The following is a 15257-nucleotide window of genomic DNA, read 5'->3' as shown; positions in this document are numbered from 1 at the left end:
TCGAGCGGCCCCGGCCCGCCTACCGGACCGCGGATGACCGCCCGCCGTCGCGGACCCGTCCCGGCACGGGGCGGCGGACCCGGCCCGGCAGCCGATCGGCCAGCCGGTCCTGCAGGCCCCACCAGGTGACCCGTACCAACGCCTCTCCAACGATCGAGCCGCTCATCTTGCTCCGGCCGTACCGCCGTTCGGTGAAGGTGATGGGCACCTCGACCACGCGGGCGCCGGCGCGGACCGCCCGCCAGGCCCAGTCGACCTGGAAGCAGTAGCCCTGGCTGGCGACGTCGTCGAAGGGCAGCCGGTCCAGCAGCCCGCCCCGGACGGCGCGGTAGCCGCCGGTCGCGTCGGCCAGCGGCAGCCGCAGCGCCCACCGGGTCCAGAGGTTGCCGGCGCGGGAGAGCAGCAGCCGGTGCAGGGGCCAGTCCTCCACCCGGCCGCCGGGCACGTAGCGCGAGCCCAGCACCAGGTCGGCGTCCGCCAGCGCGGCGAGCAGGTCGGGCAGCTGCTCGGGGTGGTGCGAGCCGTCGGCGTCCATCTCGACGAGGACGTCGTACCCGCGCGCCCGGCCCCAGCGGAAGCCGGCGACGTAGGCCGGGCCGAGGCCGCTCTTCGCGGTCCGCCGCAGCGCGTGCACCCGCGGGTCCCGGGCGGCCAGCTTCTCGGCCAGCTCGCCGGTGCCGTCCGGCGACCCGTCGTCGACGACGAGCGCGTGCGCGTCGGGCCGGCTGCGGTGCAGCCGGTCGAGGATCGGCTCGAGGTTCTGCACCTCGTCGTAGGTGGGGACGACGACCAGCACGCCGCTCATGCGGTGCTCCGCCGGGAGCGCCGGCGCAGCGCCGGGACGACGACGGCCAGCAGCGCCCCCGCGCCGAGTGCGGTGAGCGCCCACTCCGGTGCCGCCCCCAGCCGCTGGGCGACCGTGGCGGAGTCCCGCTGGGCGATGTCCTCGACGAAGACGGCCGGCTCGAACAGCCCCGACCGGGCGGCCAGGGAGCCGTCGGGGGCGACGATCGCCGAGACGCCGCTGGTGGCGGCGACGACCACGGTGCGGCCGAACTCGACCGCGCGCAGCCGGCTGGCGGCCAGCTGCTGCTCGCTCTCGTCGGTGTAGCCGAAGGTGGCGTTGTTGGTCTGGACGACGATCATCCCGGCGCCTGCGGTGACGACGTCCCGCACCAGGCCGTCGTAGACCACCTCGAAGCAGATGAGGTCACCGACCCGCGCGCCGCCGACGTCCAGCAGGCCGACCTCGCCGCCCTGCACGAAATCCCGCCGGATCAGGTCCACCTTGTCGCTGAACAGCCGGAAGAAGTCCCGGGCGGGCACGTACTCGCCGAAGGGCACCGGGTGGCGCTTGACGTAGGTGTCACCCGGCCCGTCCTCGGGGTCCCAGACGATGCCGGTGTTGCTGATGAACCGGCCGGGCCCGTCGACGACGGCGCCGACCAGGATCGGCGCGTCGATCGCCGCGGCCGCCCGGCTGATGGCGCGGGCGGCGTCCTCGTTGAGGTAGGGGTCGATGTCGGAGCTGTTCTCCGGCCAGATGACGACGTCGGGCTGCGGCCGCTCCCCCGCCGCCACCGCCTCGGCGAGCTCGACCGTGCCGGTGACGTGGTTGTCGAGGACGGCCCGGCGGCGCTCGTTGAACTCCAGCCCGGGCTGCGGGACGTCGCCCTGGATCACCGCGACGGTCCGCGTCGGCCCGCCCTCGGTCAACGAGGGACCGGGCAGCGGCAGCCAGGCCAGCCAGCCCAGCAGGGGCACGGCGACCGCCCCGGCCATCGCGAGGGCGCCGCGGCGCCGCCCGGACCGGGTCAGCGCCACCAGGGCGGCGGCGAGCAGGGTGCCGGTGAGCGCGACGGCGAAGCTGACCAGGGGCACCCCGCCGTAGGCGGCCAGCGACAGGAACGGCCCCTCGGTCTGGCTGGTCCCCAGCCGCCCCCAGGGGAACCCGCCGAGCACGAACCGGCCGCGCACCGCCTCGTCGGCGACCCACAGGGCGGCAGCCCACAGCGGCCACAGCCGCAGCCGGGAGGTGGCGGCGGTGGCGGCGCCGAGCACGGCCAGGTGCAGCGCCTCCCAGCCGGCCAGCGCCAGCCAGGGCAGCGAGCCGACGTAGATGCCGCTCCACGACAGCAGCGGGACGAAGAAGGCCAAGCCGAACACCAGGCCCAGCCAGGCCCCGGAGCGGGCGCGCCGGCCGTGGACGGCGAGCGCCAGCGCGGCGGGCCCCAGCGGGGCGAGGGCGACGACGGACCAACCGGGGAAGGCGAGCAGCAGCAGCAGCCCGCCGGCGGCGGCGAGCAGGGTCCGCCACGGCAGGCGGAGGCGGCGGGTGCGGGACGTGGGGCGCGGTGCCTCGGCGGAGCGCTCCAGGGTGCCCGGGGCGACCGATCCCACCGTCGCCTCCCGTGCACCCGGCGCTCCCGCGCACTGCCGGCCCCGCGCCGGTCGGACGGGGCCCCGACCGCCGGCACCGTTGCCGCGGTCGAGCCCAGCATCCCATCCCGGAGCGGGCCGGCGGCTCCGCGCGGGGGCGGTCCGTCGTCCGTGCCGGTCGTCTCGGTCGCGCCGGCGCCGTCCGGACCACGGGCGCCGCACCTTCGGGCCGGCACGACCGGTCGCTGGCGGCGATCGGCCGGCCGTTGTCTGGTGGTGCGGGCCGGGTCGGTCTGCGCCGGGTGCCCGGCCCGCGGTCCCCCGGGCAGCCACCGGCCCCCTCGACCCGGGGTGCGGGCGGCGGCTCGCCGTCCGCACGGCCGGGGGGCCCGCGCGACTGGTCCGGGAGAGCACGTGCCGGTGCTCCCGGAGTGGTACTGCAGCGACTGTAAGGAGTGCGCCGACGGGATCGAAGCCCTCGGAGAGGTCCGTGACGAGTTGTGACCTCTTCGTTACGGCGTGCCTGCTGGCCCCGGGACGACGAGCGTGGCAGTGGCCTCGACGACGGTCACCGGCTCGCCCAGCACGCCGGCCGCGGACGGCCCCCGCTCGGGCTCGGCGCGTGCCACCACCCGGGCGGTGCAGCGCAGCTCACGGCTGCGGCGGCCGATCCGCACCACCTCCGCGGTGGCCTCCAGGACGTCGCCGGCCCGCACCGGCCCGAGGAAGCGGACCTCGGAGTAGCCGGCCAGCAGGCCCTCGTCGCCGTCCATGACGATGGCGACCTCGGTGGCGACGTCGCCGAACAGGCCCAGGGTGTAGGCGCCGTCGACCAGCGACCCGCCGTAGTGGGCGTGCGCGTACGGCACGTACCGGCGGTGGGTGACGGTCAGCCCCAGGCGGGGGTCGTCGTCGCTCATGCTGCGGCTCCAGTGGGGACGAGGGCGGACACGAGGTAGCTGGCGACCTCGCCGGGCGTCGTCCCCCGGCCGAAGACCTTGTCGACGCCGAGGTCGGCGGCCATCGCCTGGTCGAAGCGCGGGCCGCCGACGACGAGCAGGGGCCGGGCCTCCCCCATCGCCTCGCGGAAGGCGGCGGCCAGCTCGCGGGTGTTCCGCAGGTGGGCGTCCTTCTGCGTGACCACCTGGGAGACGAGGACGGCGTCGGCCCGCTCGGTCCGGGCCCGTGCCACCAGCTCCGGCACGCTGACCTGCGCGCCGAGGTTGGCGACGCTGAGCTCCCGGTAGTACTCCAGACCCTTCTCCCCCGCGAAGCCCTTGAGGTTGAGGATCGCGTCGATGCCGACGGTGTGCGCGTCGGTGCCGATGCAGGCGCCGAGGACGACGAGCTTGCGGCGCAGGCCGGCGCGGATCGCCCCGTTCACCTCCGCCGGCGCCAGCAGCGGATAGGCGCGCTCCTCGACCTGCACGGCGTCCAGGTCGACCAGGTGCCGGACGCTGCCGTAGACGACGAGGAAGGTGAAGTCGCCGCCGATCCCGTGGCTGTGCACGACCATCGCCGGCTCGATGCCCATCTTCTGCGCGAGCTGCAGCGCCGCGCCCTCCGCCCGCGGTCCGGGGCTGACGGGCAGGGTGAACGACAGCTGGACCATCCCGTCGCCGGTCGTGTCGCCGTACGGCCGGATCACGGTCCCCGGAGGGCCGTCGTGGCCACGTCGGCCCTGCTCAGGCACGGGCCACCTCCCGCTCCAGCAGCTCCAGCGCCGGGTTGTACGCGTCGGGCGCCAGCCGGACGACGCCGTCGAGGCCCTTGCCGCGGTCCGGGGGCCGCTTCGTGATGCCGAAGGTCCCGTCCGCGATCGCCTCGAGCAGGCCCTCGCCGGCGATCCGCTCCAGCAGCTGGACCGCCTCCGTGAGCACGGTGTGCGCGCGCCGGTCGATGAAGCCGCCCTTCGGGGGCGCGAAGTCCTCGACCAGCCCGCCGGCGGCGTCCAGCACGTACCGGACGTTGCGCAGCGCCAGGTCGCGGTCGGACAGCCACGGGGTGACGACGGCCTCGGTCATCATCCCCACCAGCAGGATGCCCTGGCCGGTGAGCGCCCCGGCGAGGTTGAAGAAGCCGTCCAGCAGGTAGCCGCGGAAGACGTCGCCGGTCATGTGCTTGGTCGGCGGCATCCACTTCAGCGGCGCGTCGGGGAACAGCGCGCGGGCCAGCATCGCGTGCGCCAGCTCCAGCCGGAAGGACTCGCGCCGGTCCGGGTCGATCTCGAAGGCGTGGCCCAGCCCGAGCTGCCAGTCCGCGAGCCCGGCCTCGTGCGCGAGGGTCTCGTTGAGCAGCTGGCTGACGGTGACGGTGTGCGCCTCGTCGACGGCGTCGGCGGTGGTGAGGTAGTTGTCCTCGCCGGTGTTGATGATGATCCCGGCGCGGGCGTGCACCATCCGGCTGAACCGCTGGTCGACGAAGGTGCGCTGCGGGTTGATGTCGCGGAAGAGGATCCCGTACATCGCGTCGTTGAGCATCATGTCCAGCCGCTCGAGGCCGGCCAGGACGGCGATCTCGGGCATGCACAGCCCGCTGGCGTAGTTCGTGAGGCGCACGTAGCGGCCCAGCTCCGTGCCGACGTCGTCCAGCGCGGCCCGCATCAGCCGGAAGTTCTCCTGGGTGGCGTACGTGCCCGCGTACCCGGTGCGGGTGGCGCCCTCGGGCACGTAGTCCAGCAGCGACTGCCCGGTGGAGCGGATGACGGCGATGACGTCGGCGCCGGCGCGGGCGGCGGCCTGCGCCTGCGGGATGTCCTCGTGGATGTCGCCGGTGGCCACGATCAGGTAGATCCAGGGCCGCCGCGGCGGGTCGCCGAGGGTCGCCACCAGCTCCTCGCGGCGCCGGCGGTTGACGTCGATGCGGGCGATGCCGGTCGCGACGGCCGCGCGGGCGGCGTCCCGGGCGCGCTCGGCGTCGGCGCCGGTGGGCACGGTGAACCGCGCCGTCCCCGCGCCGACCTGCTCGGCGAGCGCCGGAAGGTCCGGCGCGGAACCGGCGGCGAGGGCGTGCCAGACCGGCAGCGCGACGCCGGACTCCAGGCCCACCTGCTCGCGGACGGCGTCCACCACCCGGTTCACCCACGGAACGCGGTCGGTGACCACCCCGTCGCCGGTGACCGGGTCGGTGCCGGTGAGGCCGGCGAGCCGCAGCACCGCCCGCTCCACCGAGACGGTGGTGTGCCGCCGGGCGAGGTCGACCACCGGCTCGGCGGCGCGGCCGGCGAGCGCCCGCGCCCGCGCCACGAGCCCCGGGTCCAGCTCCAGCCGGTTCATCGCACTCCTCCCCCGGACTTTCCGCGCCGAAAGTCCGCCTCGTCCCCGGACTTTCCGCGCCGAGAGTCCGGAACGGCGGTCATGACAGGGCTCCGATCGGGTCGCCGTCGACGAGGAGCAGCCGGCACTCCGGCCGGACCCGTTCGGCGAGGACGCCGGACAGGGTGCGGTCCGTCGCCCACAGCGCCAGGGTGGCCGGCGCGCCGACGGCCAGCGGACCGTCCCGGTGCTCGCGGCGGACGGCGTGCCAGCCGCCGTGGGTGGCCGCGTCGAAGGCGTCGAACGGCCGCAGCCCCGACCCGGGCGTGCGGTGGTCGACGGCGGCGTGCACCCCGCCCCACGGGTCCATCGGGGTGACCGGGGCGTCGCTGCCCAGCGCGAGAGCGACCCCGCCGTCGGAGAGGTCGGCGAACGGGTTGCAGGCCGGCGCGCGGTCCGGACCCAGCCGCTCGGCGTACATGCCGTCGGTGCCGCCCCACGCCGCGTCGAACGCCGGCTGCACGCTGGCCACCATCGCCCAGTCGGCCATCCGGGTCACCGCCGACGGCCCCGCCATCTCCACGTGCTCCAGCCGGTGCCGGCAGGCCCGCACCGGCGCGCGGCCCAGCTCGTCGACGACGGCGCCGACGGCGGTGAGCACCTGCTCGACGGCGGCGTCCCCGATGCAGTGGAACCCGGCCTGGACCCCGGCCAGCGTGCAGGCGCGGACGTGCTCGACGAGGGACGCCGTCTCGAAGCGCAGGCTGCCCGCGGTGTCCGGCCGGTCGGTGTAGGGCGCGCTCAGCGCCGCGGTGTGCGAGCCGAACGCGCCGTCGCAGAACAGGTCTCCGCCGGCCCCGGCCAGCCCCAGCTCGCCGACCAGGTCCAGCCCGCCGCGCTCGCTCAGCTCCCCCCAGTACCCGAGCACCAGCGGGCCGGGCTGCCCGGCGGCCACCTCCAGCACACCGGCGAGGTCCTCGGCACCGGAGACCTCCGGGCCGGCCATCTCGTGCAGGCTGCCGATCCCGAGGGCGGCGGCCGCGGCGAGGGCGGCCCGCTGCGCGGTGCGGCGCTGCCCGGCGTCGACGGCGCCGTAGGCGGCCCGCCGGGCCGCGTGGTGGGCGTCCAGCCGCAGCCGGCCGTCCGCGGAGAAGCCGGGCAGGCCGGCGATCCCCGGCACCCGATCCAGCAGCGCGGTGGAGACGGTGGCGGAGTGGACGTCGACCCGGGCCAGGTAGGCCGGCCGGTCGCCGACGACGCCGTCCAGGTCGTGCCGGGTGAGCCCGCGCGCCTCCGGCCAGCCGGTCTCGTCCCACCCGGTGCCGAGGACGATGTCCTGCCCGGCGCCGCCGGCGTGCGCCGCCACGGCCGCGACGGCGGCCTGGAGGCTCAGGCTCGAGTGGAGGTCGAGGCCGGTCAGCGCCAGGCCGGTGGCCGTGGCGTGCACGTGGGCGTCGACGAAGGCGGGCGTGAGCAGGGATCCCTCCCCCGCCACCACCCGGTCGGCCGGCGCGGCGTCGGCGGCGTCGCCCAGCCAGGCGATCCGGCCGTCCTCCACCCGCACCGCCCGCCCCGGCCGGTCCCCCACCGTCACGCCGGTCAACAGCAGGCTCATGCCCTCACCCGCGGGTCGATCAGCGCCCGGACGCCCGGGGTGGACCGGTACAGGTCCAGGGCCAGGGCCGCGTGCCCCGGCGTGTAGCCGTTGCCGATCAGCATGGTCACGTCCGCCGCCATCCCCTCCGCTCCGAGCGCCGCCTGCGCGAACGACGTCGCCATGGAGAAGAAGACCACGGTGCCCCCGTCGGCCGTGGCGAGGACGGCTCCGTGCTCGGCGCCGGGCGCGTCCACGCAGACGACGGTCACCGCGGCCGGCTCCCCCACCGCCTCGGCCACGGCCAGCGGGTCGGTGGCGTCGGCGACCACCACGCGGTCGGCCAGCCCGGCCGCGGACAGCGCCGCGGCCTCCCGCTCGTCGCGGACCAGCCCGGTGAGCTCGGGAGCGCCGGCCGCGCGGGCGGCGGCCAGGCTCAGGCAGCCGGACTTGCCCGCCGCCCCCAGGACGACGACCGACCGGGCCGCCGACCGCGCCACCACCCGCGCGGTGGCGGCCGGCGCCCCGCACACGTCGAGGACGGCGAGGGAGACGGCGTCGGGCAGGTCGTCGGGCAGGACGGCGGCGATCGAGCGGGCGAAGAGGATCGCCGTCCCCGCGGCGGGGACCTGCTCGCTGCGGCCGTCCCAGTCGGGCAGGCCGTGCGGCAGCGCCAGCGGGGTGAGGGTGAGCGAGACCAGCGTGGCCACCCGCTGGCCGACCGCCAGCCCGAGCGGCGACGCCTCCCCCACGGCGTCGACCACGCCGAGGAGCATCCCGCCGGAGCCGGTGACCGGGTTCTGCATCTTGCCCCGGGCGGCCACGATCCCCTCCACCGCGGAGCGGACCGCGGCGCCGTCCCCGCCGCAGGCCTCCGACAACTGACGGAAGGAGGCGGCGTCGAGGTTCAGTCGCTGTACCGCGAGGCGCACCTCGTCCGGCCCGATCGCCGGGTCGGCGTGCAGCCGGTGGGCGGCCTGCGGCAGCGCACCGGCCGGCTCGAGCACGCGGTGCACCCCGAGCGCGCGCCGCGTCCACGACACGTCTGTTGCCATGTGGGCCCTCATCGCTGCACAACCTAGCGCGAAACGCCGGTTTGGCCGAAGATCCTCCCGTATGGTCCGCTCGACAGCGGGAACCGAGGAGGCGCCGACCGTGCTGGAACAGCCCTACGAGTACACCGCCCGTGAGCTGGCCGAGCCCGACTGGCGGCGGCTGCCCGGCTTCGCCGACGTGACCGCGGAGCAGTGGCGGAGCGCGCAGTGGCAGCGGGCGCACTGCGCGAAGAACGTCCGGCAGCTGCGCGGGGTCTACGGCGACCTGCTCGACGAGGCGTTCTACGCCGACGTCGAGGCCGACCAGGCCGGCCGCGCCACGATGTCGCTGCTGCTGCCGCCGCAGATGCTCAACACGATGGTGCCGGGCGCCGTGCCCACGACCGCGGCGATGCTGGCCGACCCGGTGCGGGGCTACATGCTCCCGGTGGCCTCGGACCGGCTGCCCGGCGACGCCGCCAGCCACCCCTACGCCGCCCGGGACTCGCTGCACGAGCACGAGATGTGGGCGGTCGAGGGGCTCACCCACCGCTACCCCACCAAGGTGCTGGCCGAGCTGCTGTCCACCTGCCCGCAGTACTGCGGTCACTGCACCCGGATGGACCTGGTCGGCAATTCCACCCCCGCCGTGGCCAAGCTGCGGTTCGCGCTCAAGCCGGTCGACCGGCAGAGCGCGATGCTGGACCACCTGCGGGCCACGCCCGGCGTCCGGGACGTCGTCGTCTCCGGCGGCGACGTGGCCAACCTGCCGTTCCGGAGCCTGGAGGCGTTCGTCGCCGGGCTGCTGGAGATCGAGTCGGTCCGCGACATCCGGCTGGCCTCCAAGGCGCTCATGGGGCTGCCGCAGCACTGGCTGCAGGACGACGTCGTCGCGGGGATGGCCCGGCTGGCGGCCACGGCCCGCGCCCGCGGGGTCTCCCTCGCGGTGCACACCCACGTCAACGCGGCGCAGCAGGTGACCCCGCTGGTGGCCGAGGCGGCGCGGGCGATGCTGGCGGCCGGGGTGCGCGACGTCCGCAACCAGGGCGTGTTGCTGCGCGGGGTGAACACCACCGCGCCGGCGCTGCTGGACCTGTGCTTCGCGCTGCTCGACGGCGCCGGCATCACGCCCTACTACTTCTACATGTGCGACATGGTGCCCAGCGCCGAGCACTGGCGGGTGTCGCTGGCGCAGGCGCAGACCCTGCAGCACGACATCATGGGCTACCTGCCCGGCTTCGCGACGCCGCGCATCGTGTGCGACGTGCCCTACGTCGGCAAGCGCTGGGTGCACCAGGTCGCCGAGTACGACCGCGAGCGCGGCATCAGCTACTGGACGAAGAACTACCGCACCGGCATCGAGCGCGCCGACGAGGACGCCCTCGACCGCCGCTACACCTACTACGACCCGATCGCCACGCTGCCGGAGAGCGGCCGGGCGTGGTGGGCGGCGCGGGGTGTGGACCCGGTGGCCGCCGACCGGGCCGCCGCCGCCTCGCGGATCGCCTCGCTCGCCGACTGATGGGGCTTACCGGGCCCTCCGGGTGGCCGGGGAGGGGCCCCGGCGGTAGGCAGAGCGGATGGAGGCCGCCGGCGCCGAACTGTGCACCGCCCGGCTGCGGCTGCGGCCCTGGAGCACCCGCCGCGACGACCTGGCCCGGCTGCTGGACCTGTACGGCCGGGACGAGGTCACCCGCTGGCTGGGCGGCCGGCCCTCGGTGACGCCGGTCGAGCTGGTGGCGCGCTGGGCGGCGGTGTCGGCCTCCGGCGCGCGGGCCGGCGTCTGGGCGGTCGAGGTCTCGGGAACCGGCGTGGTCGCCGGCACGGTGCTGCTCAAGCCGCTGCCGGGCGGCGTCGGCGAGGTGGAGGTCGGCTGGCACCTGCACCCGGACTGCTGGGGGCACGGCTACGCCACCGAGGCCGCCCGGGCGGTGATCGACCGCGGGTTCGCCGCCGGGCTGCCCGAGGTCTACGCCGTCGTCCGGCCGGGCAACGTGCCGTCCCTGGCGGTGTGCCGCCGGCTGGCGATGGAGCCGCTGGGCCGCATGCGGCGGTGGTACGACGTCGAACTCGAGGTGTTCCGGCTGATGGCGCCCGCGGTGGTCGACTGACAGCCAGCGGTCAGCGGGAGGCGCGGCGGCGGGCCCACATCGCCTTGACCCGGACCACCGGGTGCGGGCGGTGGCCCTTGGTGGCGGTGCCGCGGACGTCGTGGTGGTCGAGCTGCTCGGCCTCCTCCGGGGTGGGCGCGGTGCCGCCGAGGTGCGCCGGCAGCCACCAGCGGTCCTCGGGGCCGGCCGGCTGCGCGGGATAGGTGCGCTGGGCCTCCTCGACCAGCTCCTCCATCGCCGCGCGGACCCGTCTGAGCAGCTGCTGGGTCTTCTCCCCCGGCCCGGGGACGATCGGCTCGCCCAGGATCACCGTGATCGGGACGTTCCGCTTGAGGTCGACCGGGTGCCCCTTGGTGGCCACCCGCTGCCCGCCCCACACCGCGGCCGGGATGACCGGGACGCCGGCGTCGACGGCCATGCGGGCGGCGCCGGCCTTGAGGTCCTTGACCATGAAGCTGCTGCTGATCGTGGCCTCGGGGAAGACGCCGACGACGTGGCCGTCCTTGAGCGCGCGGACGGCGGACTCGAACGCGGCGGCGCCGGCCCGGCGGTCGACCGGGATGTGCTGCATGGCGCGCATGAAGGGCCCGGAGAAGCGGTGGTGGAACACCGACGCCTTCGCCATGAACCGCACCAGCCGCTGCTGCGGCAGCGCGGCCAGCCCCAGGAAGGTGAAGTCCAGGTAGCTGACGTGGTTGCTGCAGATGATCGCGCCGCCGGTCGCGGGCACGTGCTGGGACCCGCGGACGTCGAACTGGAAGCGGAGCAGCCGGAAGATGATCAGCGCCACCCGGATGACCAGCCGGTAGGGCCGGTCCCGGACGGGGGGCCGGGCTCCGAAGAGGTCCCTCCGGACGACGTCGCGCCAGCTGGCGGTGTGCATGGCGGGACGATAACCGGCGCTCCGGGACGCCGCTGCGGACCCTGCGCGCGACCTCACCGGCCCGGTCCGGCGTGCGTCTCCTCGACGGCGGCGCGCACCACCGCGGCCAGGTCGCCGGTCGCCTCGTGCACGCGGCGCTGGAAGTCCGCCCCGGTGCCCCGGCGCAGGACCTCGGCGACGCCGGCGGTGACCCGCTGCTCGTCGCCGGCGTCGGCCAGCGCCGGCCGGACGTGCTCGAGCAGGGCCGCCAGCACCTCGGCCGCGGGTGCGGGGCGGCCGGTGCCGGGGTGCACGAGGTCGCCGGTCAGCCCGGAGCGGCCGGCCCGCCACGCGGCCACCCGGACCACCTCGCTGCGCACGTCGGGCGCCGGGACCCCGGACCGCCACTCCGCGGCCGCGGTGTCCACCAGCCCGCGGACCAGGCCGGCCAGGGTGACGGCGTCCTCGACGCGCAGGGCGACGTCGGCGATCCGGACCTCGACGGTGGGCCAGCGCTCGGACAGCCGGGCGTCGAAGTAGACCATCCCGGTGTCGACGATCGTCTCGGTCGCGACCAGCTGCTCGATGAGCCGGTGGTACTGCGCGGCGTCGGTGAACAGCTCGGTGGGGCCGGAGGAGGGCCAGCGGCTCCACGCCTGCGACCGGAAGCTGGCGTGCCCGCTGTCGCGGCCCAGCCAGAAGGGCGAGTTGGCGGTCAGCGCGGTGAGCACCGGCAGCCAGATCCGGATGCGGTCGAGGACGGCGACGCCCTCCTCGTCGCCGTCGACCGCGACGTGCACGTGGCAGCCGCAGGTCAGCTGTTCGAGGGCGGTCAGGCCGAAGGTGTCGGTCATCTCCTCGTAGCGGTCCCCCGGCGTGGTCACCGGCTCGACGCGGACCGGTGAGCTGGCCAGCGCGGCGACCCGGGCGCCGACGGCGCGGGCGGCGGCGTCGGCCCGTCGGCGCCAGTACCGCAGGTCGGTGGTGACGTCGGCCAGGTCGGCGCAGACGCGGGTGGCGAACTCCAGCTGCTGGGCCTTGAGCTCGGGGACCAGGCCGCCCCGCGCGTCGCCGCTGTCGCCCGCCGGCGCTGCGGCATCATCGGCGGGCCGCCGGTCGGGCTCCCCTCCGGCCCGGTCGGCGCGGTCGTGCTCGGCGACCGTCTCGCCCTCGCCCCGCCGCGCCGCCACCTCCAGGGCGGCCGGTCCGCGCGGGACGGGGCGGCCGGTGGGGTCGACGACGAGCAGTTCTTCCTCCACGCCCACGGTCCGCACCCGGTCATGGTCACCAGTGCGGCCCGGCTCCGCGCGGTGAAGCGGCACATTCTACCGTTATCCCCAACAGCCATCGGCCTGTTCGGATACGGTCCCGCTGGTCCCGTACCCCCTGGTCGTGCCGCCACGCAGGCCCCCGCGGTCATCGATCCGGCGCCGGAGGCGCCGGCCGGTCACCTTCGGCAATTGACCACGAACGAGGGGGTGCCGATTTGTTGGGGATAACGGTAGAATTCGGTCATGACGGGTGGGTGGCAGCCCGCGCTGCCGTCGATGCCGGCTCCTCCCCCGGCGCGGTCCTGGCGCCGCCTGCGCGCGCCCGAGGGCTATGAGCCGCAGTGGCACCGGCTGGTCGACGCCGCCCTCGAGCTCGGCCTCGGGCCCGACCAGCTGGCCGAGGACGGGCTGACGCCGATCGCCGCCGCCCGCGGCTGGAAGCCGGCCACCGTCGCCCTGTACAGCAAGGTCGCCCGCTACGGCGGCGTGGCGCTGCCGTCGGTGCCGACCCCCGAGCCGGAGCCGCCGCACCTGGACCTGCGGCCGCTCACCGAGATCCGCAGCGAGGCCCCCGAACACCTGCGCACCGTGGCCTGGTGCGCGCTGGCGCTGCACTGGCCGGCGCCGGTGGGACAGTTCCGGTCGCTGCGCCGCGACCAGGTGCACGCCACGGCACGCCGGCTGCTGGTGCACACCGACGACGGGGAGTGGTCGGTGCCCGGCGCGGTCGCGGCCTGGCACGCCTGGGAGACCAGCCGCGCGCGGTTCCCCGTCCTCGCCGCCAGCCCGTGGGTGCTGCCCGCGCTGCGCCGCGGCCCGGGGACGGCCTCGGCGGTCGGCGGTCGGCTGTCTTCCCAGGCGCTGCAGGTGACGTTCGCCAAGCACGCCGTCCGCACCGCCCACCACCTGCGGCTGACCGCGCCGCCCTCCCGCCGGGCGCAGGCCGAGGAGCTGGCCGCGGTCTACCTGACCCTCTCCTACGACTCCTTCCGCCGGCTCGCGCTGGCCGCCGGCGCTCCCCCGGTCGCCGCCCGGGGAGCGGTGCGTGCCCTGCGCACCGTCGCCCGCTCGGCGCGGCTGGCCGGCTGACCCGCCACGCTCAGATCAACGCCAGCTGCTCCGGACCCTCTCCCGCCGGGTCGGCGGCACCCACCGGGGCCGGCCCGGCGGGGAGGCTGCCGGCCGGGAACTCCGAGTCCTCGTCGCCGGGGATGCCGCCGGCGGGCGACACCCCGCGGGCCGCCCCGCCGGCCTGCCGGTCCAGCCCGTGCGCCGCGAGCAGCGGCGCCACCCGCCCGGCCAGCCAGCGCCGGTACTCCGGAGCCACCGACGCGCCCCGCCGGTACAGCTGCCGGTAGCGCGGCACCAGCTGCGGGTGCTCCCGGGCCAGCCAGGCCGAGAACCACTCCCGGGCCCCGGGGCGCAGGTGCAGCGGCACCACGGTGACCCCGCCGGCCCCGGCCTGGGCGATCGCCGCCAGCGTCGCGTCGAGGTCGGCGAGGCGGTCGGTCAGCCCGGGCAGCACCGGGGCGAGGAACACCCCGCACGGCAGCCCGGCGTCGGTGATCGCCCGCACCAGCTCCAGCCGCGCCCGCGCGCTGGGCACGCCGGGCTCCAGCGAGGCGTGCAGCTCGTCGTCGCGGATCGCCAGGGACACCCCGAGGCCGATCGGCACGTCCCGCGCCGCGGCGGCCAGCAGCGGCAGGTCCCGCCGCAGCAGGGTGCCCTTCGTCAGGATCGAGAACGGGGTGCCCGAGCCGGCCAGCGCCGCGATCACGCCGGGCATCAGCCGGTACCGCCCCTCGGCCCGCTGGTAGGGGTCGGTGTTGGTGCCCAGCGCCACGTGCTCCCGGCGCCACGAGGGCCGGGCCAGCTCGCGGCGCAGCACGTCGACCAGGTTGCGCTTGACGACCACCTGGGTGTCGAAGTCCCGGCCGGTGTCGAGCTCCAGCCACTGGTGCGTCCCCCGGGCGAAGCAGTTGTGGCTGACCACGCCGTTGGCGACGAAGTCGCCGGTGCCGGTCGTCATGTCGAACATCGGCAACTCGACGCCGAGGTCCGCCACGTCCACGACCCGCAGGTCCGGTCCCCCACCGACCCGCGTGCCGAGGATCCGCCGCGGGCGGCCGGCGCCCGCGGCCGCGGCGACCCCGACCAGGGCGAGCGAGCGGCCGGGGCCCAGCAGCTCGTCGTCGGTGGTGAGGTGCGGACGGCGGCCCCGGCCGGCCGTCGCACCGGTGACGTGCGTCCAGCCGCGGCCGGTCAGGAAGCGGTGGTCGCCGCTGGCGACCACCTCGGTCCCGTCGGCCAGGCGCACCCGGTGGGCCGGCTTGGCCGTCGACCAGTGCGCGAGCACCTCCGTCGTCACGTAGCGCCGGTGGCTCCCCCGCTGCTCGGTGCCGACGATCCGGTCCCCCACGCGCAGGTCGGCGATCGGCACCTGCCCGCCGTCGGCCATCAGCACGAGCGTGTCGCCGGCCAGGCAGTACACGCAGGCGTGGGTGCAGCCCCGGTAGGGGTTGATCGTCCAGCGGAACGGCATGGGCGACGGACCGGGCACCTCGTTGAGCGCGCTCTTGCTGCGCACCTCGTGGAAGGTCACGCCGGGGAACTCCGGCACCTGCACGCTGCGCAGCAGGCCCCGCGTCGTGGGCATCCCGGGCAGCGTGGCCGACTCGGCGGCATCCAGCCGCTGGGCGTCCCACCGCATGCCGCCCATCCGAACACGCGTTCGAACCGGTGTCCAGTGGGC

At 76.2% G+C, this 15257-nt stretch carries 13 protein-coding genes; 3 read left to right on the top strand and 10 right to left on the bottom strand.

The features are described 5' to 3' along the window. Positions 1-19 precede the first annotated feature (19 nt). From MY520_RS14995 to MY520_RS14965, 7 genes are all read right to left on the bottom strand, one after another. Positions 20-805, bottom strand: a complete 786-nt coding sequence (locus tag MY520_RS14995; protein WP_436693048.1) for a polyprenol monophosphomannose synthase — start codon at positions 803-805, stop codon at positions 20-22. Then, the gene (gene lnt / locus MY520_RS14990) at positions 802-2400 is read right to left on the bottom strand and encodes an apolipoprotein N-acyltransferase (RefSeq protein WP_436693046.1); all 1599 of its coding nucleotides are present in this window, start codon (positions 2398-2400) and stop codon (positions 802-804) included. The genes MY520_RS14995 and lnt overlap by 4 nt, the downstream gene beginning before the upstream one ends. A gap of 491 nt (positions 2401-2891) precedes the next feature. Beyond that, on the bottom strand, positions 2892-3299 hold the full coding sequence (locus tag MY520_RS14985; RefSeq protein WP_436693044.1) for a hotdog domain-containing protein: 408 nt from the start codon (positions 3297-3299) through the stop codon (positions 2892-2894). After that, on the bottom strand, positions 3296-4072 hold the full coding sequence (locus MY520_RS14980; protein WP_436693042.1) for an OAM dimerization domain-containing protein: 777 nt from the start codon (positions 4070-4072) through the stop codon (positions 3296-3298). The genes MY520_RS14985 and MY520_RS14980 overlap by 4 nt, the downstream gene beginning before the upstream one ends. Beyond that, entirely contained in the window at positions 4065-5654 is a 1590-nt protein-coding gene (locus MY520_RS14975; RefSeq protein WP_436693041.1) for a lysine 5,6-aminomutase subunit alpha, read from the bottom strand. The genes MY520_RS14980 and MY520_RS14975 overlap by 8 nt, the downstream gene beginning before the upstream one ends. 79 nt (positions 5655-5733) lie before the next feature. Further along, on the bottom strand, positions 5734-7248 hold the full coding sequence (locus MY520_RS14970; RefSeq protein WP_436693039.1) for an amidohydrolase: 1515 nt from the start codon (positions 7246-7248) through the stop codon (positions 5734-5736). Further along, positions 7245-8282, bottom strand: coding sequence for an L-erythro-3,5-diaminohexanoate dehydrogenase (locus MY520_RS14965; protein WP_436693037.1), 1038 nt, complete (start codon positions 8280-8282; stop codon positions 7245-7247). The genes MY520_RS14970 and MY520_RS14965 overlap by 4 nt, the downstream gene beginning before the upstream one ends. 100 nt (positions 8283-8382) lie before the next feature. On the opposite strand from MY520_RS14965, the gene MY520_RS14960 reads away from it, so the two are divergent. After that, the gene (locus MY520_RS14960; protein WP_436693035.1) at positions 8383-9783 is read left to right on the top strand and encodes a KamA family radical SAM protein; all 1401 of its coding nucleotides are present in this window, start codon (positions 8383-8385) and stop codon (positions 9781-9783) included. A gap of 58 nt (positions 9784-9841) precedes the next feature. Beyond that, positions 9842-10372: a GNAT family N-acetyltransferase gene (locus tag MY520_RS14955; protein ID WP_436693033.1), complete on the top strand. Its 531-nt coding sequence runs from the start codon at positions 9842-9844 to the stop codon at positions 10370-10372. Positions 10373-10382: 10 nt separating this feature from the next. On the opposite strand, the gene MY520_RS14950 is transcribed toward MY520_RS14955, so the two are convergent. Beyond that, the gene (locus MY520_RS14950) at positions 10383-11255 is read right to left on the bottom strand and encodes a lysophospholipid acyltransferase family protein (RefSeq protein WP_436693031.1); all 873 of its coding nucleotides are present in this window, start codon (positions 11253-11255) and stop codon (positions 10383-10385) included. Positions 11256-11308: 53 nt separating this feature from the next. Continuing rightward, positions 11309-12508 (bottom strand): glutamate--cysteine ligase, encoded by a 1200-nt coding sequence (locus MY520_RS14945; protein WP_436693029.1) that lies wholly within the window; start codon positions 12506-12508, stop codon positions 11309-11311. Positions 12509-12748: 240 nt separating this feature from the next. Between MY520_RS14945 and MY520_RS14940 the strand changes: the two genes are divergently transcribed. Further along, the gene (locus MY520_RS14940) at positions 12749-13594 is read left to right on the top strand and encodes a hypothetical protein (protein ID WP_436693027.1); all 846 of its coding nucleotides are present in this window, start codon (positions 12749-12751) and stop codon (positions 13592-13594) included. Between the two features lie 10 nt (positions 13595-13604). On the opposite strand, the gene MY520_RS14935 is transcribed toward MY520_RS14940, so the two are convergent. Then, positions 13605-15215, bottom strand: coding sequence for an Rv2578c family radical SAM protein (locus tag MY520_RS14935; protein ID WP_436693025.1), 1611 nt, complete (start codon positions 15213-15215; stop codon positions 13605-13607). Positions 15216-15257: the final 42 nt, after the last annotated feature.

It is taken from the genome of Geodermatophilus sp. CPCC 205506 (assembly GCF_051383635.1).
Taxonomy (GTDB): Bacteria; Actinomycetota; Actinomycetes; order Mycobacteriales; family Geodermatophilaceae; genus Geodermatophilus.
The sequence above is the reverse complement of the archived record's forward strand: the minus strand, read 5'-3'. Positions and strand labels throughout refer to the sequence as shown.

Coding starts and splice junctions, on each gene's coding strand:
- MY520_RS14995 (WP_436693048.1), bottom strand. CDS start 805: ATGAGCGGCGTGCTGGTCGTCGTCCCCACCTACGACGAGGTGCAGAAC.
- MY520_RS14985 (WP_436693044.1), bottom strand. CDS start 3,299: ATGAGCGACGACGACCCCCGCCTGGGGCTGACCGTCACCCACCGCCGG.
- MY520_RS14975 (WP_436693041.1), bottom strand. CDS start 5,654: ATGAACCGGCTGGAGCTGGACCCGGGGCTCGTGGCGCGGGCGCGGGCG.
- MY520_RS14970 (WP_436693039.1), bottom strand. CDS start 7,248: ATGAGCCTGCTGTTGACCGGCGTGACGGTGGGGGACCGGCCGGGGCGG.
- MY520_RS14965 (WP_436693037.1), bottom strand. CDS start 8,282: ATGGCAACAGACGTGTCGTGGACGCGGCGCGCGCTCGGGGTGCACCGC.
- MY520_RS14955 (WP_436693033.1), top strand. CDS start 9,842: ATGGAGGCCGCCGGCGCCGAACTGTGCACCGCCCGGCTGCGGCTGCGG.
- MY520_RS14950 (WP_436693031.1), bottom strand. CDS start 11,255: ATGCACACCGCCAGCTGGCGCGACGTCGTCCGGAGGGACCTCTTCGGA.
- MY520_RS14940 (WP_436693027.1), top strand. CDS start 12,749: ATGACGGGTGGGTGGCAGCCCGCGCTGCCGTCGATGCCGGCTCCTCCC.
- MY520_RS14935 (WP_436693025.1), bottom strand. CDS start 15,215: ATGCGGTGGGACGCCCAGCGGCTGGATGCCGCCGAGTCGGCCACGCTG.